The sequence below is a fragment of the Rhizobium sp. NXC14 genome (assembly GCF_002117485.1).
In the GTDB taxonomy this organism is placed as follows: Bacteria; Pseudomonadota; Alphaproteobacteria; order Rhizobiales; family Rhizobiaceae; genus Rhizobium.
Genome location: NZ_CP021033.1, coordinates 228,503 through 245,761, shown reverse-complemented (window position 1 = coordinate 245,761; position 17,259 = coordinate 228,503). Strand labels below are relative to the sequence as shown.

At 58.4% G+C, this 17,259-nt stretch carries 15 protein-coding genes and 1 pseudogene; 11 read left to right on the top strand and 5 right to left on the bottom strand.

The window, feature by feature from the left end:
- Nucleotides 1-165: 165 nt before the first annotated feature.
- The 4 genes from NXC14_RS29185 to NXC14_RS29170 are packed head-to-tail and all read right to left on the bottom strand — an operon-like array spanning nucleotide 166 to nucleotide 3,140.
- The gene (locus NXC14_RS29185) at nucleotides 166-972 is read right to left on the bottom strand and encodes an ATP-binding cassette domain-containing protein (protein ID WP_085781501.1); all 807 of its coding nucleotides are present in this window, start codon (nucleotides 970-972) and stop codon (nucleotides 166-168) included.
- Nucleotides 973-984: 12 nt separating this feature from the next.
- Entirely contained in the window at nucleotides 985-1,686 is a 702-nt protein-coding gene (locus NXC14_RS29180; protein WP_085781500.1) for an ABC transporter permease, read from the bottom strand.
- Nucleotides 1,683-2,408, bottom strand: coding sequence for an ABC transporter permease subunit (locus NXC14_RS29175; protein ID WP_085781499.1), 726 nt, complete (start codon nucleotides 2,406-2,408; stop codon nucleotides 1,683-1,685). The genes NXC14_RS29180 and NXC14_RS29175 overlap by 4 nt, the downstream gene beginning before the upstream one ends.
- A gap of 33 nt (nucleotides 2,409-2,441) precedes the next feature.
- Nucleotides 2,442-3,140 (bottom strand): GntR family transcriptional regulator, encoded by a 699-nt coding sequence (locus NXC14_RS29170; RefSeq protein ID WP_085781498.1) that lies wholly within the window; start codon nucleotides 3,138-3,140, stop codon nucleotides 2,442-2,444.
- Between the two features lie 176 nt (nucleotides 3,141-3,316).
- On the opposite strand from NXC14_RS29170, the gene speB reads away from it, so the two are divergent.
- The 9 genes and pseudogenes from speB (at nucleotide 3,317) to NXC14_RS29130 (ending at nucleotide 13,512) form a co-directional block, all read left to right on the top strand.
- Entirely contained in the window at nucleotides 3,317-4,363 is a 1,047-nt protein-coding gene (gene speB, locus NXC14_RS29165; protein ID WP_085781497.1) for an agmatinase, read from the top strand.
- Nucleotides 4,364-4,441: 78 nt separating this feature from the next.
- Nucleotides 4,442-5,284 (top strand): transporter substrate-binding domain-containing protein, encoded by an 843-nt coding sequence (locus NXC14_RS29160; RefSeq protein WP_085781496.1) that lies wholly within the window; start codon nucleotides 4,442-4,444, stop codon nucleotides 5,282-5,284.
- 115 nt (nucleotides 5,285-5,399) lie between these two features.
- Nucleotides 5,400-6,782, top strand: a complete 1,383-nt coding sequence (locus NXC14_RS29155; protein ID WP_085781495.1) for an aspartate aminotransferase family protein — start codon at nucleotides 5,400-5,402, stop codon at nucleotides 6,780-6,782.
- A gap of 17 nt (nucleotides 6,783-6,799) precedes the next feature.
- A complete protein-coding gene (gene ggt, locus NXC14_RS29150) occupies nucleotides 6,800-8,392 on the top strand; it encodes a gamma-glutamyltransferase (RefSeq protein ID WP_085782044.1) in 1,593 nt (530 codons plus the stop codon).
- Between the two features lie 17 nt (nucleotides 8,393-8,409).
- Nucleotides 8,410-9,842, top strand: a pseudogene (locus tag NXC14_RS29145) (NAD-dependent succinate-semialdehyde dehydrogenase).
- 61 nt (nucleotides 9,843-9,903) lie between these two features.
- Complete coding sequence (locus tag NXC14_RS33755) at nucleotides 9,904-10,392, top strand: hypothetical protein (protein ID WP_245362254.1); 489 nt, start codon at nucleotides 9,904-9,906, stop codon at nucleotides 10,390-10,392.
- Between the two features lie 46 nt (nucleotides 10,393-10,438).
- Nucleotides 10,439-10,969, top strand: a complete 531-nt coding sequence (locus tag NXC14_RS33750) for a phosphotransferase (protein ID WP_245362253.1) — start codon at nucleotides 10,439-10,441, stop codon at nucleotides 10,967-10,969.
- 44 nt (nucleotides 10,970-11,013) lie between these two features.
- Nucleotides 11,014-12,336 carry an aspartate aminotransferase family protein gene (locus tag NXC14_RS29135; protein ID WP_085781494.1) on the top strand — a complete coding sequence of 441 codons (1,323 nt, stop codon included), beginning with the start codon at nucleotides 11,014-11,016 and terminating at the stop codon, nucleotides 12,334-12,336.
- 174 nt (nucleotides 12,337-12,510) lie between these two features.
- Entirely contained in the window at nucleotides 12,511-13,512 is a 1,002-nt protein-coding gene (locus NXC14_RS29130) for an IS30 family transposase (RefSeq protein WP_085780658.1), read from the top strand.
- Between the two features lie 326 nt (nucleotides 13,513-13,838).
- On the opposite strand, the gene vapB is transcribed toward NXC14_RS29130, so the two are convergent.
- The gene (gene vapB / locus NXC14_RS29125; RefSeq protein WP_085782043.1) at nucleotides 13,839-14,117 is read right to left on the bottom strand and encodes a type II toxin-antitoxin system VapB family antitoxin; all 279 of its coding nucleotides are present in this window, start codon (nucleotides 14,115-14,117) and stop codon (nucleotides 13,839-13,841) included.
- A gap of 218 nt (nucleotides 14,118-14,335) precedes the next feature.
- Between vapB and NXC14_RS29120 the strand changes: the two genes are divergently transcribed.
- On the top strand, nucleotides 14,336-14,587 hold the full coding sequence (locus NXC14_RS29120; protein WP_085781493.1) for a hypothetical protein: 252 nt from the start codon (nucleotides 14,336-14,338) through the stop codon (nucleotides 14,585-14,587).
- 166 nt (nucleotides 14,588-14,753) lie between these two features.
- On the top strand, nucleotides 14,754-17,156 hold the full coding sequence (locus tag NXC14_RS29115) for an FdhF/YdeP family oxidoreductase (protein WP_085781492.1): 2,403 nt from the start codon (nucleotides 14,754-14,756) through the stop codon (nucleotides 17,154-17,156).
- Nucleotides 17,157-17,259 lie beyond the last annotated feature (103 nt).

Below are 17,259 nucleotides of genomic sequence, written 5' to 3'. Positions count from 1 at the left end.
AAGGGGTTCTCGGCGCGCGATTTCACGACCCTTCTTTCAAAGCATGCTTGACGTGGAGGATGGTGATCGCAACGGTTCCCACAACCATCGGAACAGCAACAAGCATGATCGCTGGATCGACATGGAACCCAGGTCGCATTGTCAAACGAGTTGCAGTCTCCTACGTCACTTTCGCTCATTGGCAAGAAACTGCCGAAACCGCTCGGATCGCGGACGGCTGAAGAGTTCAGCAGGCGTGCCCGTTTCTTCCACAACACCTTTGTGAAGAAACACCACTTTGCTGGACACGTCGCGCGCGAAAGCCATTTCGTGCGTCACGACAAGCATCGTCCTACCTTCCTCGGCAAGGGAGCGCATAACCTTGAGCACTTCGCCGACGAGTTCGGGATCGAGTGCGGAAGTCGGCTCGTCAAATAGCATTACCTTTGGGCGCTGGGCCAGTGCGCGAGCGATTGCAGCGCGTTGTTGCTGCCCGCCGGAGAGGTGCGCTGGATAGAAGTTTCGCTTGTCGGCGATACCAACCCGTTCGAGTAGAGCTTCGGCTTCGGCAACGCATTCCGCGCGGTTTCGCTTCTGTACGTGCACCGGCGCTTCTATCACATTCTCCAGGATGGTCAGATGCGACCAGAGATTGAAGCTTTGAAATACCATGCCGATGTGTTCGCGCATGCGATCGACTTGCCTGCGATCAGCAGGCTCCGTTCGATGTCCGACTTTCTTCAGAGAATATATCTCGCCGCCGATGCTGATTTCTCCGCTGTCGGGGACTTCAAGCATATTAAGACATCTGAGCATCGTGGACTTTCCGGAGCCGGATGAACCGAGAATGGAAATCACATCTCCCTCATGCGCTTCCAGCGAAACCCCCTTCAGGACTTCCAACGGGCCGAAGCATTTGCGAAGGTCCTTGACCGAAACGGCAGCGCTCTTGTTTTTGTTGTCGCTTGCCAGAACTGTTCCCCTGTCAGACATAGTCACTCCCGTCTAAGATTGCAGCCGTATGCGCATGTGCGGCGAAAGCCAAAAGTCGATCACCATGAGCATCCGGGTGACGATGAAGTTGATCGCGAGATAGATCGCGCCTGCGACAATGAAGATCTCGAAAGCGCGGAAGCTGTCGGCGATTAGTTTTCCAGCAAGGCCGGTGACTTCCATGATCGTAATGACAGACGCGAGGGCTGTTGCCTTGATCATCAGGATGATCTCGTTGCCATAGGCGGGCAGCGCATGCCTGATGGCGATTGGCAGGATGATTCGTCTGAACAGGAGAACGCTCGACATGCCGCAAGCGCGTGCCGCCTCGATCTCCGGGCTGGAGACGGCCCTGAGGCCACCGCGGAAAATTTCGCTGCAGTAGGCGGCCGTGTTCAGAGTAAGCGCCAGCACCGCACACCAATAGGGCTCGCGAAAGAACCACCAGAGCCCGAGGTCTTGCAATCCGTGCCGAAACTGGCCGAGACCATAATAGATCAGGAACATTTGGACGAGCAGAGGCGAACCTCTGAAGACGAAGACGTAGGCACCGGCTATGTTTTGTCCGATTGCACCGCCGGTCACCGCCAGCAGCGAGATCGCAAGCGCCAGGATGCTGCCTGCCAGAATGGAAGTGACCGCAAGCTCGAGGGTTAGCGGCACACCGGTCAGAAGCGTGAGAAACGTATCCCACATGAAGCCGATATCCGTCATAGCGCTCTCCTCACGCCTTGGGTCGTTCGAGCTTCCATTCGTTTGAACACAATCGAGGAGAACCAGGTTACGACGAGGTAGAGAATGACCGCCGACAGGTAGAACTCGAATGGCCGGCGAGTGGAGCCTGCAGCGATCTGCGACTGGCGCAGCAGTTCGACAAGGCCCGTGACGGAGATCAATGCCGATTCCTTCAGCACGAGTTGCCAGGTGTTTCCAAGGCCGGGAATGGCGTAACGAAGGACGAGCGGCGCGACGATACGCCTGAATTTGGGCCACGGCCGCATGCCGACGGCGGTGGCGGCTTCGATTTCGCCGCGTGCAACCGATCTGTAGGCTCCGCGAAATACTTCGGCCTGATAGGCCGCCGAAACGACGCCAAGCGCCAGCGTCCCGGTCAAAAATGCCGGCATTCCGATAAAACCCTGATACCCGAAAAGGCCGCCGACAGTCCCTAGGAATGCGCTGCCGCCGAAATAGAAGAGATAGATGACCAGAAGGTCAGGCACGCCGCGAAGGATTGTGGTGTAGCAGTCGGCAAGCCAGCGGAGTGCCATGTGGCGGGACAGCTGCATGAAGGTGACGACCGAGCCGATCACCGTTCCAGCCAGAAAGCCGCAGACGGATACACCGATCGTCATGGCCACCGCGGTCAGAAGCAGCCACCCCCAACCGGTTGGTCCGAAACCGATGAGAGTCAGGTAACTACCGATAAATGCCATGCGTGGACCTCTTGATGACAGATCAGGGTTGCTTCACTCGGCAGCGCGCCGGTGCGCCCAAATGCGCTGAAGCTTCGACATGTTCTTGAGCGAGCTTTGGACATGCGCCCGAGCTGCGATCGCGGCAGCCTCCTTGTCGCGTGCACAGATGGCGTCCGCGATTGCCCGATGCTCGTCGAGATCGGTGTGCTCCAGGTCAACCCAGAGCACTTCGAGCCAAAGCGCCAGGCGAAGCTGCTGGTAAATTTGATCCGTCGCCCTCACGAGGGCCTCGTTTCGGGTCGATTCGACGATCACGCGATGGATGTGCAATCCAAGATCGAGATTGCGCGCGGCGTCCGATGGCGCCTCGTTGGTCGTTTCCTTGAGTTCCACCATCTGGATGATGACGTCGCGAAGCCGATCGAGGTCTTCCTCGGTCGCCATCTCGCAGGCGAGCTGTGCCGCGCAAACATCGAGCGCTTCGCGAACGACTAGGAGATTGCAGAATTTGGTGACGTCGAGATCGGTCACCGTGTAACCGAAATTCCGCTGCCCGACGACAAGCCCTTCCTCTTCCAGCTTCATCAGAGCTTCGCGCAGCGGCGTTCGGCTGACGCCGAAGCGTTTGGCAAGCGTAACCTCAGAAAGGCGCTCCGAGGGGCGAAGTTGGCCGCTGAGGATCAAGTCCTTCAATTGCGAATAGGTGCTTTCGCGCAACGATCCCCGCTGTTCCGTTTTGGTCGGTGCCAATCAATTCCCCTTCCATCTCTGGTGCATTCACCGGGTCCCGGCGAATTCACCTTAACGTTTTTTCTCTTGCCCGATCAAGAAGAATACGATTATGTATACAATGTTGGCGACAACAAGCAATGGTCCTAGTTTGCTTTGTGATCGCTGCCTGATGGGGCAGAACATATGGAGGTCCGATGCCGGAGATTCTCAGCCTGGACGAATTGCGGAAGCGCTACTTGAATTCTTCGGGCGGTGAAATGTTCGATGAGGAGTTTCGAAAAGTCGCCGAACTGGTCTTTGGTGACGGCGATAGCCGTCAGGCGCCCTATTGTGGCCTTCCGACATTATTGAAGGCCCCGTATCGTCCCGATGCCGCACCCAATTTCACGGATATGGACATCGCGCTTTTCGGAATTCCCATGGATCTCGGGGTGACGAACCGATCGGGTGCGCGGTTCGGACCGAGGGCCGTACGCAACGTCGATCGCGTTGGGCCCTACAATCATGTTCTGCGAGCCGTCCCGACTGCAAATGCACGCGTTGCCGACGTGGGCGATGTCCCGTTCAAAAGCCGTTTTGATCTTGCTGCGTCCCACCAGGATATTGAGCAATTTGTCCACCGCCTGATAAGGGCTGGAGTCGTGCCCCTAGGGGTCGGCGGCGACCATTCGGTCAGCCTTCCCATTCTAAGGGCCATCGGCAGGCAACGGCCGGTGGGGATGATCCACATCGATGCGCATTGCGATACGGGCGGGTCATTTGAGGGCTGCAAATTCCATCATGGCGGGCCATTCCGCCAGGCGGTTCTCGACGGTGTTCTTGACCCCAGACGGACGATCCAGATCGGAATTCGAGGAAATTCCGAGTATCTGTGGGAGTTCTCCTATGCATCGGGCATGACCGTCATCCATGCGGAGGAAGTCGCCGATCTCGGCGCCAGGGGCGTGATCGCAAAGGCGAGAGAAATCGCCGGATCAGCCCCGACCTACGTCAGCTTCGATGTCGATTCTCTTGATCCGGCCTTTGCGCCCGGCACAGGGACGCCGGAGGTCGGTGGGCTGACATCCGCCCAGGCGCTTGGAATTCTGCGCGGTCTTTCAGGTTTGAACATCGTCGGCGGCGACGTCGTGGAGATCGCTCCGCAATACGACCCTACCTCGAACACGGCGCAAATTGCCGCTCAGGTCTTATTCGAGCTCCTCTGCCTTGCGGCCGAGGCAATCAAGGTTCGCGCGTCCTAGCAAATCGCCGGACGCGCGGAGTCTGCAACAGCCTTGCTTTGGGAAAAGGGCAGGGTGCAACAAAAGGGGAATGCCAATATGCAATTATCAAAACTTTTGCTGATGTCCGCTCTGCTTGGCGTGCTGTCGGCTGGCGTCGCCGCCGCGGAGACAAAACCGACGGAGATCACCATTGCAACCGAGGGCGCATACGAGCCCTGGAATTTTACCGGCCCCGACGGCAAGCTCGCAGGATTCGAGATCGATCTTGCCAACGACCTCTGCGCTCGCATGAAGATCAAGTGCACCATCGTCGCCCAGGATTGGGACGGGCTGATTCCATCGCTCACTGCGAAGAAGTTCGACGCCATCATGGCGTCGATGATCGTTACCGAGAAGCGTCTTGCCGTCATATCGTTCAGCAAGCCCTATGCTTCGACGGCGGCCGCCTTCATGGTCGATAAAACCGGCCCTCTCGCAAATCTGCCGGGAACCGGAACGACGGTTGACCTCGCTGGCGACAAAGCGAAGGTCGAGCAGGAATTGCAGCCGCTTCGAGACGCCCTGAAGGGCAAGGCCGTAGGCGCCCAGGTGTCGACGGCCAACGCGGCCTTTCTAGATGCCTATTTCAAGGGTGTTGTCGATCCCAGGGAATACAAGACCGTCGAACAGCATGATCTCGACCTTCAGGCCGGTCGTATCGACGCCGTCGTTGCGCAGAAGACGTCACTGAATGCAACGCTCGGCAAGGAAGACTTCAAAGACTACAAGATCGCCGGCCCCACCTTCAAAGGCGGGGTCTTCGGCCAGGGCATCGCGGCAGGCCTTCGCAAGGACGACACCGTCCTGAAGTCGATGTTCGACGCGGCGATCGAAGCTGCCGAAGCGGACGGCACGATCAACAAACTCGCCCAGAAGTGGATGAAGACGACGCTTGATTGATCAAGCGGCAGCGCTCGCATTTCGGCAGCGATTGGCAGCCGGCGCACCGAGAGGTCGCGCCGGCTGACCGGCCCAGCGTCGCCATCGAAACACACGATCATTTTGGAGAACCACTGTGACCATCCTTCTCAACTCCCTCGAATCCCGCGACGCCGCCTTCATTCTTCATCCCTACACCAACGCTTCGCAGCATTTGAAGGACGGCCCGCTGGTGATTGCCAAGGGGGAGGGGATCCACATCATCGACAGCGACGGCAATAAATACATAGAGGGGCTTGGTGGGCTGTTTTGTGCCTCGCTGGGTTTCAGCGAACAGCGGCTGGTAGACGCGGCAACCCGCCAGATGAAGGAATTGCCCTTCTATCACAGCTTCGGCGGCAAGACGCACGAGACCGCGGTCGAGCTTGCCGACCGGCTCATCCAGCTTTCACCGGTGCCGATGTCGAAGGTGTTCTTTGCCAATTCGGGTTCCGAGGCCAACGACACGGCCATGAAGCTTGTCTGGTATTATCACAATGCCATCGGCAAGCCGGAAAAGAAGAAAATCATCTCGCGGATGCGAGCCTACCACGGTGTGACGATCGCTTCGGCCAGCCTGACGGGACTTCCTAACAACCATCGCGATTTCGATCTGCCTATCGATCGGGTCCTGCATACGGATTGTCCGGAATTTTATCGTTACGGCCGCCCGGGCGAAACGGCAGAGGAGTTTGCGACGCGCTGTGCAGATTCGCTCGAACAGATGATTCTCGCCGAGGGGCCTGAAACCATCGGTGCATTTTTCGCCGAGCCGTTGATGGCATCAGGCGGCTGCATCGTCCCGCCGCCGACCTATTACGAGAAGATTCAGGCGATCCTCAAGAAATACGACGTGCTGCTGATCGCAGATGAGGTCATCTGCGGCTTCGGCAGGCTCGGCACTATGTTCGGCTCCGAAAGCTTCGGGCTTCGGCCCGATATGATCGTCATGGCAAAGCAGCTTTCGGCCGCCTATCAGCCGATATCCGCACTGATGATCAATGAAAAGGTCCATTCCGCAGTCGTTGCCGAGAGCGAGAAAATCGGAACATTCGGACATGGTTTCACCTATAGCGGCCATCCCGTTGCAACCGCTGTCGCTTTGGAAACCTTGAAAATCTATGAGGAGCGCGACATTGTCGGTCATGTCAGGGATATCGCCCCGGTATTCCAGAGGCGGTTGAAGGAGCTTGGCGACCATCCGCTCGTTGGGAACGCCCGCGGCCGCGGCCTCATCGGGACTCTCGAACTGGTTCGCAACAAGGAAACCAAAGAGCCGTTCAAGCCGACGGACGGCATTGCCATTCACGCAGGCAAGCAGGCCCAGGTCCACGGCGTCATCACCCGCGCACTTGGCGACAACTACTCGCTTTGCCCTCCGCTCATCATTACCGAAGCACAGATCAACGAATTGTTCGACCGCTCTGCCCGTGCGTTGGATGACACTTACACATGGGCCCGGGCGACCGGCCTCTACTGAGCAAGGGAATCGAAGACATGCGAAATTTCGAAATGCCGGGAAGATCGATAGCTGTCGGCCGCAATGGGATGGCAGCAACATCGCATCCTACGGCGACTTTGACTGCGATCGATATCCTCAAGGCCGGCGGCAAGGCGATCGACGCTGCGGTGGGTGCCTGTGCCGTGCAATGCGTGGTCGAGGCCGGATCCACCGGCATCGGCGGTGATTGTTTTGCGCTCCTCGCATCCAATGGCAATGATGATGTCATTGCCTATAACGGCTCCGGCCGCACGCCGGCCGCCGCGCACTTCGAGTGGTATCGGGACAATGGCATAACCTCGCTCGAGCGATCGTCGCCGCATGCGGTGACCGTTCCCGGTGCGGTGGATGCATGGGCGCGTCTGGTCGCAGATCACGGAAGGATGCCGCTCTCCGAAATTCTCGCTCCCGCGATAGCGTTGGCGCGCGATGGCTACGGGATCACTCCGCGAGTTGCCGCCGACATCTCCAATCAACGCGAATTGTTGCTGCGCGATTCTTCGACGCGCCGCATTTTCCTGGCCGATGACCAAGTGCCGCCTGTGGGATCGGTTCAACGTCAGTCGGAATTGGCCCAAACGCTGGAGACGATAGCAGCCCTGGGGCGTGACGGCTTCTATCGCGGCCCCGTGGCGGAAGACATGGTGGCGCGGCTGAATTCGCTTGGCGGGCTCCATACGCTTGAGGATTTTGCATCTACCGCCGGCGAATATGTGAAGCCGATCAGCGCGACCTACCGAGGCTGGACGGTGCATGAATGCCCGCCGAACGGGCAGGGTATCATCGCTCTGATGATATTGAGGATCCTTGAGCGTTTTGAACGCACGGGCGATCCGCTTGACGCTGATAATCTGCACATCGAAATCGAAGCCACTCGACTGGCCTACGCAGCCCGCGATCGGTGGATAGCCGACACCTCGGTATCGGATGTTCCGGTCGATTTCCTGTTGTCCGATGAACTCGCAGATAGTCTTGCGGCCAAGATCAATATGAACGAAGTTGCCGACACCACGGCGGCTCTCGACGGTGTCGCGCATGCCGACACAGTCTATATTTCGGTTGTCGACAAGGACCGAAATGTTGCGAGCTTCATCAACTCCATCTTCCATTCCTATGGAAGCGGTCTGATGGCGCCAAACTCCGGCGTGTTGTTCCACAATCGCGGGCAGAGCTTCAGCTTGAAACAGGGCCATCCAAACGCGATAGGACCGCGCAAGAGGCCTATGCACACGATCATCCCCGGATTGGTGACACGCCACGGCAAAACCGTTTTGTCATTCGGCGTGATGGGCGGGCACTATCAGGCAATGGGCCACGCCCACGTCCTCTCCAAGCTGTTCGACTTCGGTCTGGATATCCAGAGCGCGATCGATCTGCCTCGGCTCTTTCCGCTCCCCGGCACGGCGACGGTCGAGGCCGAAGCGCGTCTTCGAACCTCCATTGGTGACAATCTCGAAGCGCGCGGTTTCAAGGTTGTCGCGCCGAATTGGGCGATCGGCGGCGCCCAGGCAATCTGGATTGACGATCAACACAATGTTCTGCTGGGCGGTTCCGATCATCGAAAAGATGGTTGCGCGCTCGGCTACTGACGGCAATGGAGCGCGAAATGCCGGCTTATCCGGATACCCAGCTTTACATTGATGGCCTCTGGAGGGACGGTTCGAACGCCCGCCTTTCCATCGTCAATCCCGCCACAGGTGAGGTCATCGGCCGCGTTTCAAATGCCGGCAGGAATGATCTCGACCAAGCGCTGTCCGCCGCCGCCGCGGGGTTCGAGCAATGGCGGCAAGTCAGTCCGTTCGAGAGGGCAAAGCTGATGCGGCGAGCGGCCGAGATCCTGCGCGGCCGTTCGGCGGAAATCTCGCGACTGATGACCTTGGAGCAGGGCAAGCCGCTGGCAGAGTCCAGGGCTGAAACGGCGGGCGCCGCCGACATTATCGATTGGTTTGCCGAAGAGGCTCGGCGTAGCTACGGCCGCCTGATCCCTCCGAGAGCGACCAATGTCAGGCAAATTGTGGTCAAGGAGCCTGTCGGTCCGGTGGCGGCCTTCAGCCCCTGGAACTTCCCCCTGAACCAGGCGGTGCGGAAAGTCTCGGCGGCCCTTGCGGCCGGCTGCTCCATTATTTTGAAGGGGCCGGAGGAGACGCCGGCAAGCTGCGCCGAACTTGTTCGCGCCTTCGCCGAAGCCGGCCTGCCGGCGGGCGTCCTCAATCTGGTTTTCGGAATTCCGGGCGATATTTCAAATCACCTCATCCCGCATTCCGTCATCCGCAAGATCTCCTTCACCGGATCGACGCTGGTCGGAAAGCAGTTGGCTTCGCTCGCCGGCGCCCACATGAAGCGCGTCACGATGGAACTTGGCGGCCATGCGCCGGCTCTGGTTTTCGATGATGCGGATATCGATCTTGCGGTCAGGATCTTGGCCGGTGCGAAGTTTCGAAATGCCGGCCAGGTCTGCGTGGCCCCAACGCGCTTCCTCATCCAGGAACGGGTCTTTGAAAAATTCCTCGACGGCTTCGTCAAGGCGGCCGAGGCAGTCAATGTCGGCGATGGAATGCGCGACGGCGTAACCATGGGCCACTTGCCAACGCGCGAAGGGTCGAAGCAATGGAAGCACTGACCGCCGACGCCGTCATGCGCGGCGCGCGGATTGCAACCGGAGGCAAAAGGATCGGCAATCTCGGCAATTTCTTCCAGCCGACGGTTCTGACGGATGTTCCACAAGACGCGCGCGTGATGAACGAAGAACCTTTCGGTCCGATGGCGATCGTCAGCGCATTTTCGGATTACGGTTCTGCCGTTGCGGAAGCCAACCGCTTGCCATACGGGCTGGCTGCATACGCCTACACGACTTCGGCCAAGACGAGCGCCGAGCTTGCGCGCGACATCGAAAGCGGCATGCTTTCTATCAACCACCACGGACTAGCGCTTCCCGAGCTGCCATTCGGCGGCATCAAAGATTCCGGTTATGGTTCAGAAGGCGGGGCCGAGGCAATGGAAAGCTACTTCCATACAAAGCTAGTGACCGAAGCGACATAATTCGATTTTTGACCTCAGAAGGCCCGAAAAATTTCAAAAGACCTACCTAAAGAGGTGGAGAATGTCGGTGTTACAAAAAAAATCCAAGACTGGTGTGCTCGGCGCCGAACTGGAAACTGCTTCTGTCCCGGTGTCATGTGACAAAGCGCAACAAATTGCGTGCGACCATTATGGCCTTGCTGGTCGCGCAACATGGCTGTGGGGCGAGAAGGACAGTAATTTTCACCTGTTGCTCGAGGATGGTACGGCCTATCTTCTAAAAATCCTCAATCCTGCAGAGGATCCTCTCGTCACCTCCATGCACAGCTTAGCGCTCTTACATGTGGAAGAAGTGGATCCGGGAATTCCTACCCAGCGTGTCATTCGCACACGTGACGGAGCTGCGGATTTTCGCGTTGTGACGGACGACGGCAGCGAACGCGGCGTACGCATGGTCACCTTCGCGCCGGGCGTTGCTCAACGGACCGCGCCACAGTCTCCTCTGCAGCGGCGGCGGGTTGGCACAATGCTAGGACGTTTGCAAAAGGCCTTGAAAGAGCTTTTCGCATGAGGCCGCATCACATCGCATCAGCTGGGATTTGAAACATGCGGTAGGGATGCGCGAAGCCCTGCCGACATTTGCCGATCTACATCAGCGAACACGCCTCGAAAATGCGATCGACGAGTTCGAGACGGCGATTGTGCCGATCATGAATACGTTGGATGCCCAGGTCATCCACAACGACTTCAACATGGAAAACATCCTTGTCGATACGACAATGCCGGATACGATCACTGGTATCATCGATTTTGGCGACATGGTGCACGCCCCGACGCTTTTCGACGTGGGGGTCGCTGCTGCCTATCAGATCGGGGATGAATCTGATCCGATAGGGGCGATGTGCGATCTTATCGGGGGATATCGCAGCGAATGCTCCCTGTCCGACGCCGAAATCCCCCTCATCTACAAGGCAGCGGTCATGCGGTTGGTAATGCGGCTTTGTATTCCGAGATGGCGCGCACGGCTGTTCCCCGAGCACGCTCAGCGCTTGACCACCCAAAGTGCGGGCGTTTGGGCGCAATTGGCGCGCCTTGACGCGGTTCCAAGAACCGTCGCTGTCGAAAGACTGCGCGAAGCCAATCGGTGATCACAAGCATGAAAAAAACCGTTTCCCCCAAGCCGAGCGCACCCATGGTCAATGGTTTCGACTCGGCACGGCTCGGCAGCCTGCCGGAGCGAGAGCGAAAGATGATCGAGCGCCGACAGATGTTACTCGGACCGTCGTATCGGCTCTTTTATGAAAACCCGGTCCATGTCACGAAGGCCAAGGGCGTATGGCTGTATGGGCCGGACGGAGAAGCCTATCTCGACGCCTATAATAACGTGCCGTCGGTCGGTCATTGCCACCCGCACGTTGTGGAGGCAATAAGTTACCAGGCGTCGCAACTCAATACGCATACACGTTATCTGAACGAGCAAATCCTCTCCTACTCAGAAAGGCTTTTGGCGACATTTCCGGCCGAACTCGACCGTGTCATGTACACCTGCACCGGAAGCGAGGCGGCCGATCTGGCCCTGCGGTTGGCACGCCATTACACAGGTGGCACCGGTATCATCACTACGGAGAACGCCTATCATGGCGTGACGGCCTCGGCGGCGGAAATCTCGCCGTTGCTCGGCGACAGCGTACCCCTTGGCCAGCATGTGCTGACAGTGCCGGCGCCCGACACCTATCGCGCCAATGGTCGCGATGTCGGCGCGGCATTGGCGGACGACGTCGCCAAAGCGATCGGCCACATGCGCCGCCGGGGTATCACGCCGGCCGCCTTTATCGCCGACAGCATCTTTTCCTCGGACGGCGTTTTTGCCGATCCGCCCGGTTTCCTCAAACCCGTCGTCGATGTGCTGAAAAAAGCCGGCGTGCTTTATATCGCTGACGACGTGCAGCCCGGCTTTGGGCGAATGGGCACAAACATGTGGGGTTTCGCGCGTCACGAAGTCATCCCGGACATTGCAGTGACAGGCAAGCCGATGGGTAACGGAATGCCAATCGCAGCGGTCATTATGAAGTCGGACATCCAGGAGTGTTTCGGCCGGGATATACGTTACTTCAACACATTTGGGGCCAACAACGTTTCCTTGGCTGCTGCCTCGGCTGTACTTGACGTTATCGAGAGCGAAAATCTCATGCAAAATGCGCGCAAGACAGGGGACTACCTGCGCGCAGGAATGAAGAGCCTGAAAGAGACGTTCGGTTCGATTGGAGATGTCCGGGGCAGCGGTCTGTTTCTCGGATTGGAGTTTGTACGCAATCAGGACAGCCGCGAGCCAGATAGCGCCGTCGCGTTGAAAGTTGTGAGCGAGCTTCGCGAACGGCGTGTGTTGATAAGTGCTTCAGGACTGAATGGTAATGTTCTCAAAATTCGGCCGCCGCTCCCTTTCTCTCGCGAAAATGCCGATATGCTGCTCAACGCAATTGAGGATGCCCTTGTCGAAATAGAACGCGAGGGCTGAGTACGGCGGCTCACCGCTTTGTGCCACAGAACGCTCACCTCCAGCTTTGGAGGTCGCCACTTGTGCCGCTGTTCCATAATTCAGCTTATGCCAGATTCGCCTTGTAGCCGGTACATTCTATTTCCAAGTGCGACATGCCAATGGTTTCAATGGCTTCACTTTGGAGATTTTGGCATGTCCCGATGCTATACGCAGCTTGCCCTCGCCGATCGCCGACGCCTGCATCACTTGGTGGCGGCGAAAGTTCCGGTCAACGAGATGGCCCGTCAGCTTGGCCGTCACCGCTCGACGATTTACCGCGAGATCAAGCGCAACACGTTTCGCGATCGTGACCTGCCGGACTACGACGGCTACTACAGCACGGTTGCGAACGACATTGCGCAGGACCGACGTCGCCGGCTGAAAAAGCTGCGGCGTCACCCGAATTTGCGAACACAGATCATCAACCAGTTGGAGGCTCGCTGGTCTCCGGAACAGATTGCCGGACGCCTGCTGTCGGACGGCCTCAGTCGTGTTCGCGTTTGCAAGGAGACAATCTATCGCTTTATCTACAGCAAGGAAGATTATGGGCTTGGTCTCTATCAGTATCTACCGGAAGCGCGCCGCAAACGTCGTCCACTGCGCTCCAGGAAGCCGCGCGACGGTGTTTTTCCAGCCACGCACCGCATATCCCAACGTCCTGATTCTGTTGGAGATAGATCGCAGTTTGGGCATTGGGAGGGCGACCTCCTCATCTTCGAACGTCCACTCGGCCATGCCAATGTCACCTCCCTCGTCGAGCGCAAGAGCCGCTATACCGTTCTCATCAAGAATCCGAGCCGGCACTCGCGCCCGATCATGGACAAGATCATCAGAGCGTTTTCGCCTTTGCCGGCCTTCGCGCGTCAAAGCTTCACCTTTGATCGCGGTACCGAGTTTGCCGGATTCAGGGCTTTGGAAGAAGGGATCGGTGCGCATAGTTGGTTTTGCGACCCAAGTGCGCCTTGGCAAAAAGGAACCGTCGAGAACACCAACAAGCGCATTCGACGTTTCCTGCCAGGCACCACAGACTTGGCAGTTGTGTCGCAACACGACCTTCTCAACCTGACGCGCCATATCAACGATCAGCCGCGCAAATGCCTCGGATACAGGACACCGACCGAGGTATTTATGGCGCATTTGCGCGAAGATGGGTGATCCCCTATCCTGCAAAACAGGCATGATGCACTTGGGTTAGCTTCTCCAGCCGGTGGGTTCAAGGATGAAGTGCGACTTGCGATAGATAGGTGTGTTCAAGGACTTCATGAACGATCCGGAGGTGATTGCCAAACGACAGAAGGCGCTGGCGCGGGTGGAGGCTGCGGAATGAATGTGACGGACATAGTCTCAAAGCTAGTCTAAAGCCGGGGGTGCGTCTCATCCGCCCCCCTCCCCACCCTTGCAACCCGGCCCAGCCGGTTCGGTCGGGGGGCTGATCGTCAATGCCAGCGTCGCATTTCCAATTGGCTGGCGCCGTCGCAGTTTTAACCAGCTTTTACATCGCCACCTGAGGGTTGCATTGATCTCCACGCCCTATCCCGTTCGGCCTGCTCCTGATCACCGCGCCCCTCCGCCATGAATGAGTCGTCAAATCTTGCGAAACGCGCCAATACGCCCTCCAGGGAGGGTTTTAGCGGGCGGATGCGGAGCTCGTCACCAATGCGCTCGATTTGAAGCTCCATCTCGGTCTGGCTGTAAGCCAAATCGGCGGGAATTCTCACCGCTTGGGAATTGCCATTCCTGAATACTTTTGTCGTAAGCATGACATTCTGCTTTCCGAAGTCGAACTCGTGAATGTAAATCATCCGTGTGTACATCATAGATTTTTCGCGGCGATGCAAGTTGCCGGAAGGAAAGGGCCAGACCGCGAGTAGGCCTGCTCTGACGAGGTGCGCAGGGAACGAAATTCGGGCGATCAGGTTAGTCCAAGGAAAAGCGGTCTTTCGAGCCCTGGCGACGAGTTGAACCCGAGGAGCACGTTGTGAATGTTGTAAGTTTCCCGCGCCAGCTCCACGATGAACCCGATCGAGCTTTCGTCAACACCGACGCAGATGCGCGACCGCTCTATAAATTTGCCTTGCAGTACGACATGGACGGCAAGAGCTGGGCGACCGACGTGTGGGCCTATTCAGCCAAAGACGCCGAAGATCGCGTCGCAGCGATGCGGCGGTCGCTGACGATGTGCGGACAGCTCTATGCCGAGGTGAAGGCCGACGCTCTGACGCAGCTCTGAGCACAAGCGACACGGCTAAGATGGCCAGGCGATTGCCACCCGTCTCCCCTAACCGACTGTCGACCGCCCGCTCATCAGTTTTGGCATGTCATCTGGAACAGTTTGTTTCTCGAAGAGTTCGGGTCGCAAAAATTCGGGATCCCCACGCCGATATCGGGAGGTATCAATGTCAGCGCGATCGAAACATCCGCCAACTATTGGTGAGAGCACGCCTGCGGCCGGCGGATGGGCGGCGGCAAGATCTCTTGGAGAGATTCTTCTTCGCGAGCATGTCCCCCGCTCGGGGCCGTCGCTGCTTTCCCATCACAACAAACCAGATGGCTACATGTGCGTCAGTTGCGCCTGGGCCAAGCCTGCAAAACCCCATGCCATGGAGTTTTGCGAGAACGGCGCAAAGGCGACCGCCTGGGAGGTCACTTCACGCCGCGCCGACCGCGCCTTCTTCGCAGCCCACACATTGCATGAGCTGGAGCAATGGAGCGAGCACGATCTCGAAGAACAAGGTCGGCTGACCCATCCGATGCGGTGGAACAGCTCGACCGACAAATATGAACCGGTGGACTGGAGCGATGCGTTCTCAGAAATCGGCGAGGAGCTGCGGGCAATTTCTCCGCGTGAGGTCGATTTCTACACCTCCGGGCGCGCCGCCCTCGAAACCTCCTACATGTATCAGCTTTTTGCCCGCATCTTCGGCAGCAATAACCTGCCCGATTCTTCCAACATGTGTCACGAAAGCTCCTCGGTCGGCCTGCCGGAAAGCATCGGAGCCTCCGTCGGCACGGCAATCCTTTCCGATTTCCAGAACTGCGATTGCATTTTCTATATGGCACAGAACGTCGCCACCTCTTCCCCGCGGATGCTGCATGACCTGCAGGATGCCGTCGATCGGGGCGTGAAAATCGTCACCTTCAACCTGTTGCGCGAACCGGGCCTCGAACGTTTCATCAACCCGCAAATGCCGAGCCAGATGCTGACCGGCCGGTCGACGCCGATTTCGTCGGAATATTATCAGGTGAAGAACGGAGGCGACATCGCGGCCCTCTTCGGCGTCTGCAAAGCCTTGATCGAAGCCGACGATGCGATGAAGGCACTGGGCATGAGCAAGGTTTCAGGCTCCGATGCCGTGCCCCATAAGCCGGATAATGCCGCGGCAGTGGCGTTCGCCGCTTCCATAGCGGCGGCCGACAAAAAGCATGTTCTCGACCACGATTTCATCAACACGCACACGTCGGGTTTCGAGGAGTTTGCCGAAGCCGCCCGCCGATATGACTGGGCCGAACTGGAACGTGTTTCTGGCTTGACCCGCGAGCAGATGATTCAGGCAGCCCGCACCTATGCCCATTCGGAGGCAGTGCTGATGGTCTATGGCATGGGTCTGACGCAGCATGTGATGGGTGTCCAGAACGTTCATATGGTCGCCAATCTCGCGCTGCTGCGCGGCAATATCGGCAAGCCGGGCGCCAATATCTGCGCCGTGCGCGGCCACTCGAACGTGCAGGGCCAGCGCACGGTCGGGATAACGGAAAAGCCCGACCTCGTGCCGCTCGACAAACTGGCGCAACTCTACCAGTTCGAACCGCCACAATGGGAAGGACGCTCAACCGTCGACACCTGCAAGGCGATCCTGGAGGGCGACGCCAAAGCCTTCGTCAGCCTCGGCGGCAATTTCCTGCGCGCCGTCCCGGAAACGGAGGCGATGGAGGAGGCGTGGCGCAAACTCCGCCTGACCGTACAGATCGCGACGAAGCTCAATCGCAGCCACGTCATCCACGGCAAAGTCGCCTATCTCCTGCCCTGCCTCGGCCGTATCGAGATCGATGAACAGGCAAGCGGTCCGCAAGCCGTCTCCATCGAAAGTTCCGTGGCGCATTTTCATGGCTCGCGCGGAAAGGCGAAGCCCGCAAGCGAGGAGCTTTTGTCGGAGCCAGCCATCGTCGCCGGCATAGCCAAGGCGACGCTGACCAAAGGCCGCGTTCCTTGGGATGAATGGGTCGGCGATTATTCGAAGATCCGTGACGCGATCGAAGCGACCTATCCCGAAACGTTCAGGGATTTCAACAAACGCATGTTTCAACCGGGCGGCATTCCGAGACCGGTTCCGGCCCGGGAGCGCAAATGGACGACGCCCAACCAGAAAGCCAATTTCATCACGCCGCCGCGGCTCTTCCCCGAACTCGACATCGGTCCAGGCGCCACTGAGGTTCTCAACCTCGCCACGCTGCGCTCCAACGACCAATTCAACACGACAATCTACGGATACGGCGATCGCTACCGGGGCGTGAAGGGAACGCGGAAGGTGGTCTTCATGAACGAAGAGGATATTGGCAGACTGGGCTTCAAAGAAGGCGATTTCGTCGATCTGACGACTGCCATCGACGTCGCCACAACGCGTCGCGTCACCGGCTTCAAGGTTGCTCGGCACGCGATTCCGGCCGGGTGCTGCGCGGCCTATTACCCCGAGGCGAACCCGCTTTTTCCGCTGGCACATCACGACGCCAAAGCCAAGACCCCGTCTTACAAGATGTTGCCGGTGCGGCTCAGTCTCTCGGCCCTGTCGTCGCGGTCCTGACCCAGGTCCCGGCAATGCGCGAAAGCAAGCAGGTCCCCTGGTCGGCGGCAGTATCGCTTCTCGCGATGGCAGCCGTATGGGCCGCCATCGCCTGGGCAAGCCG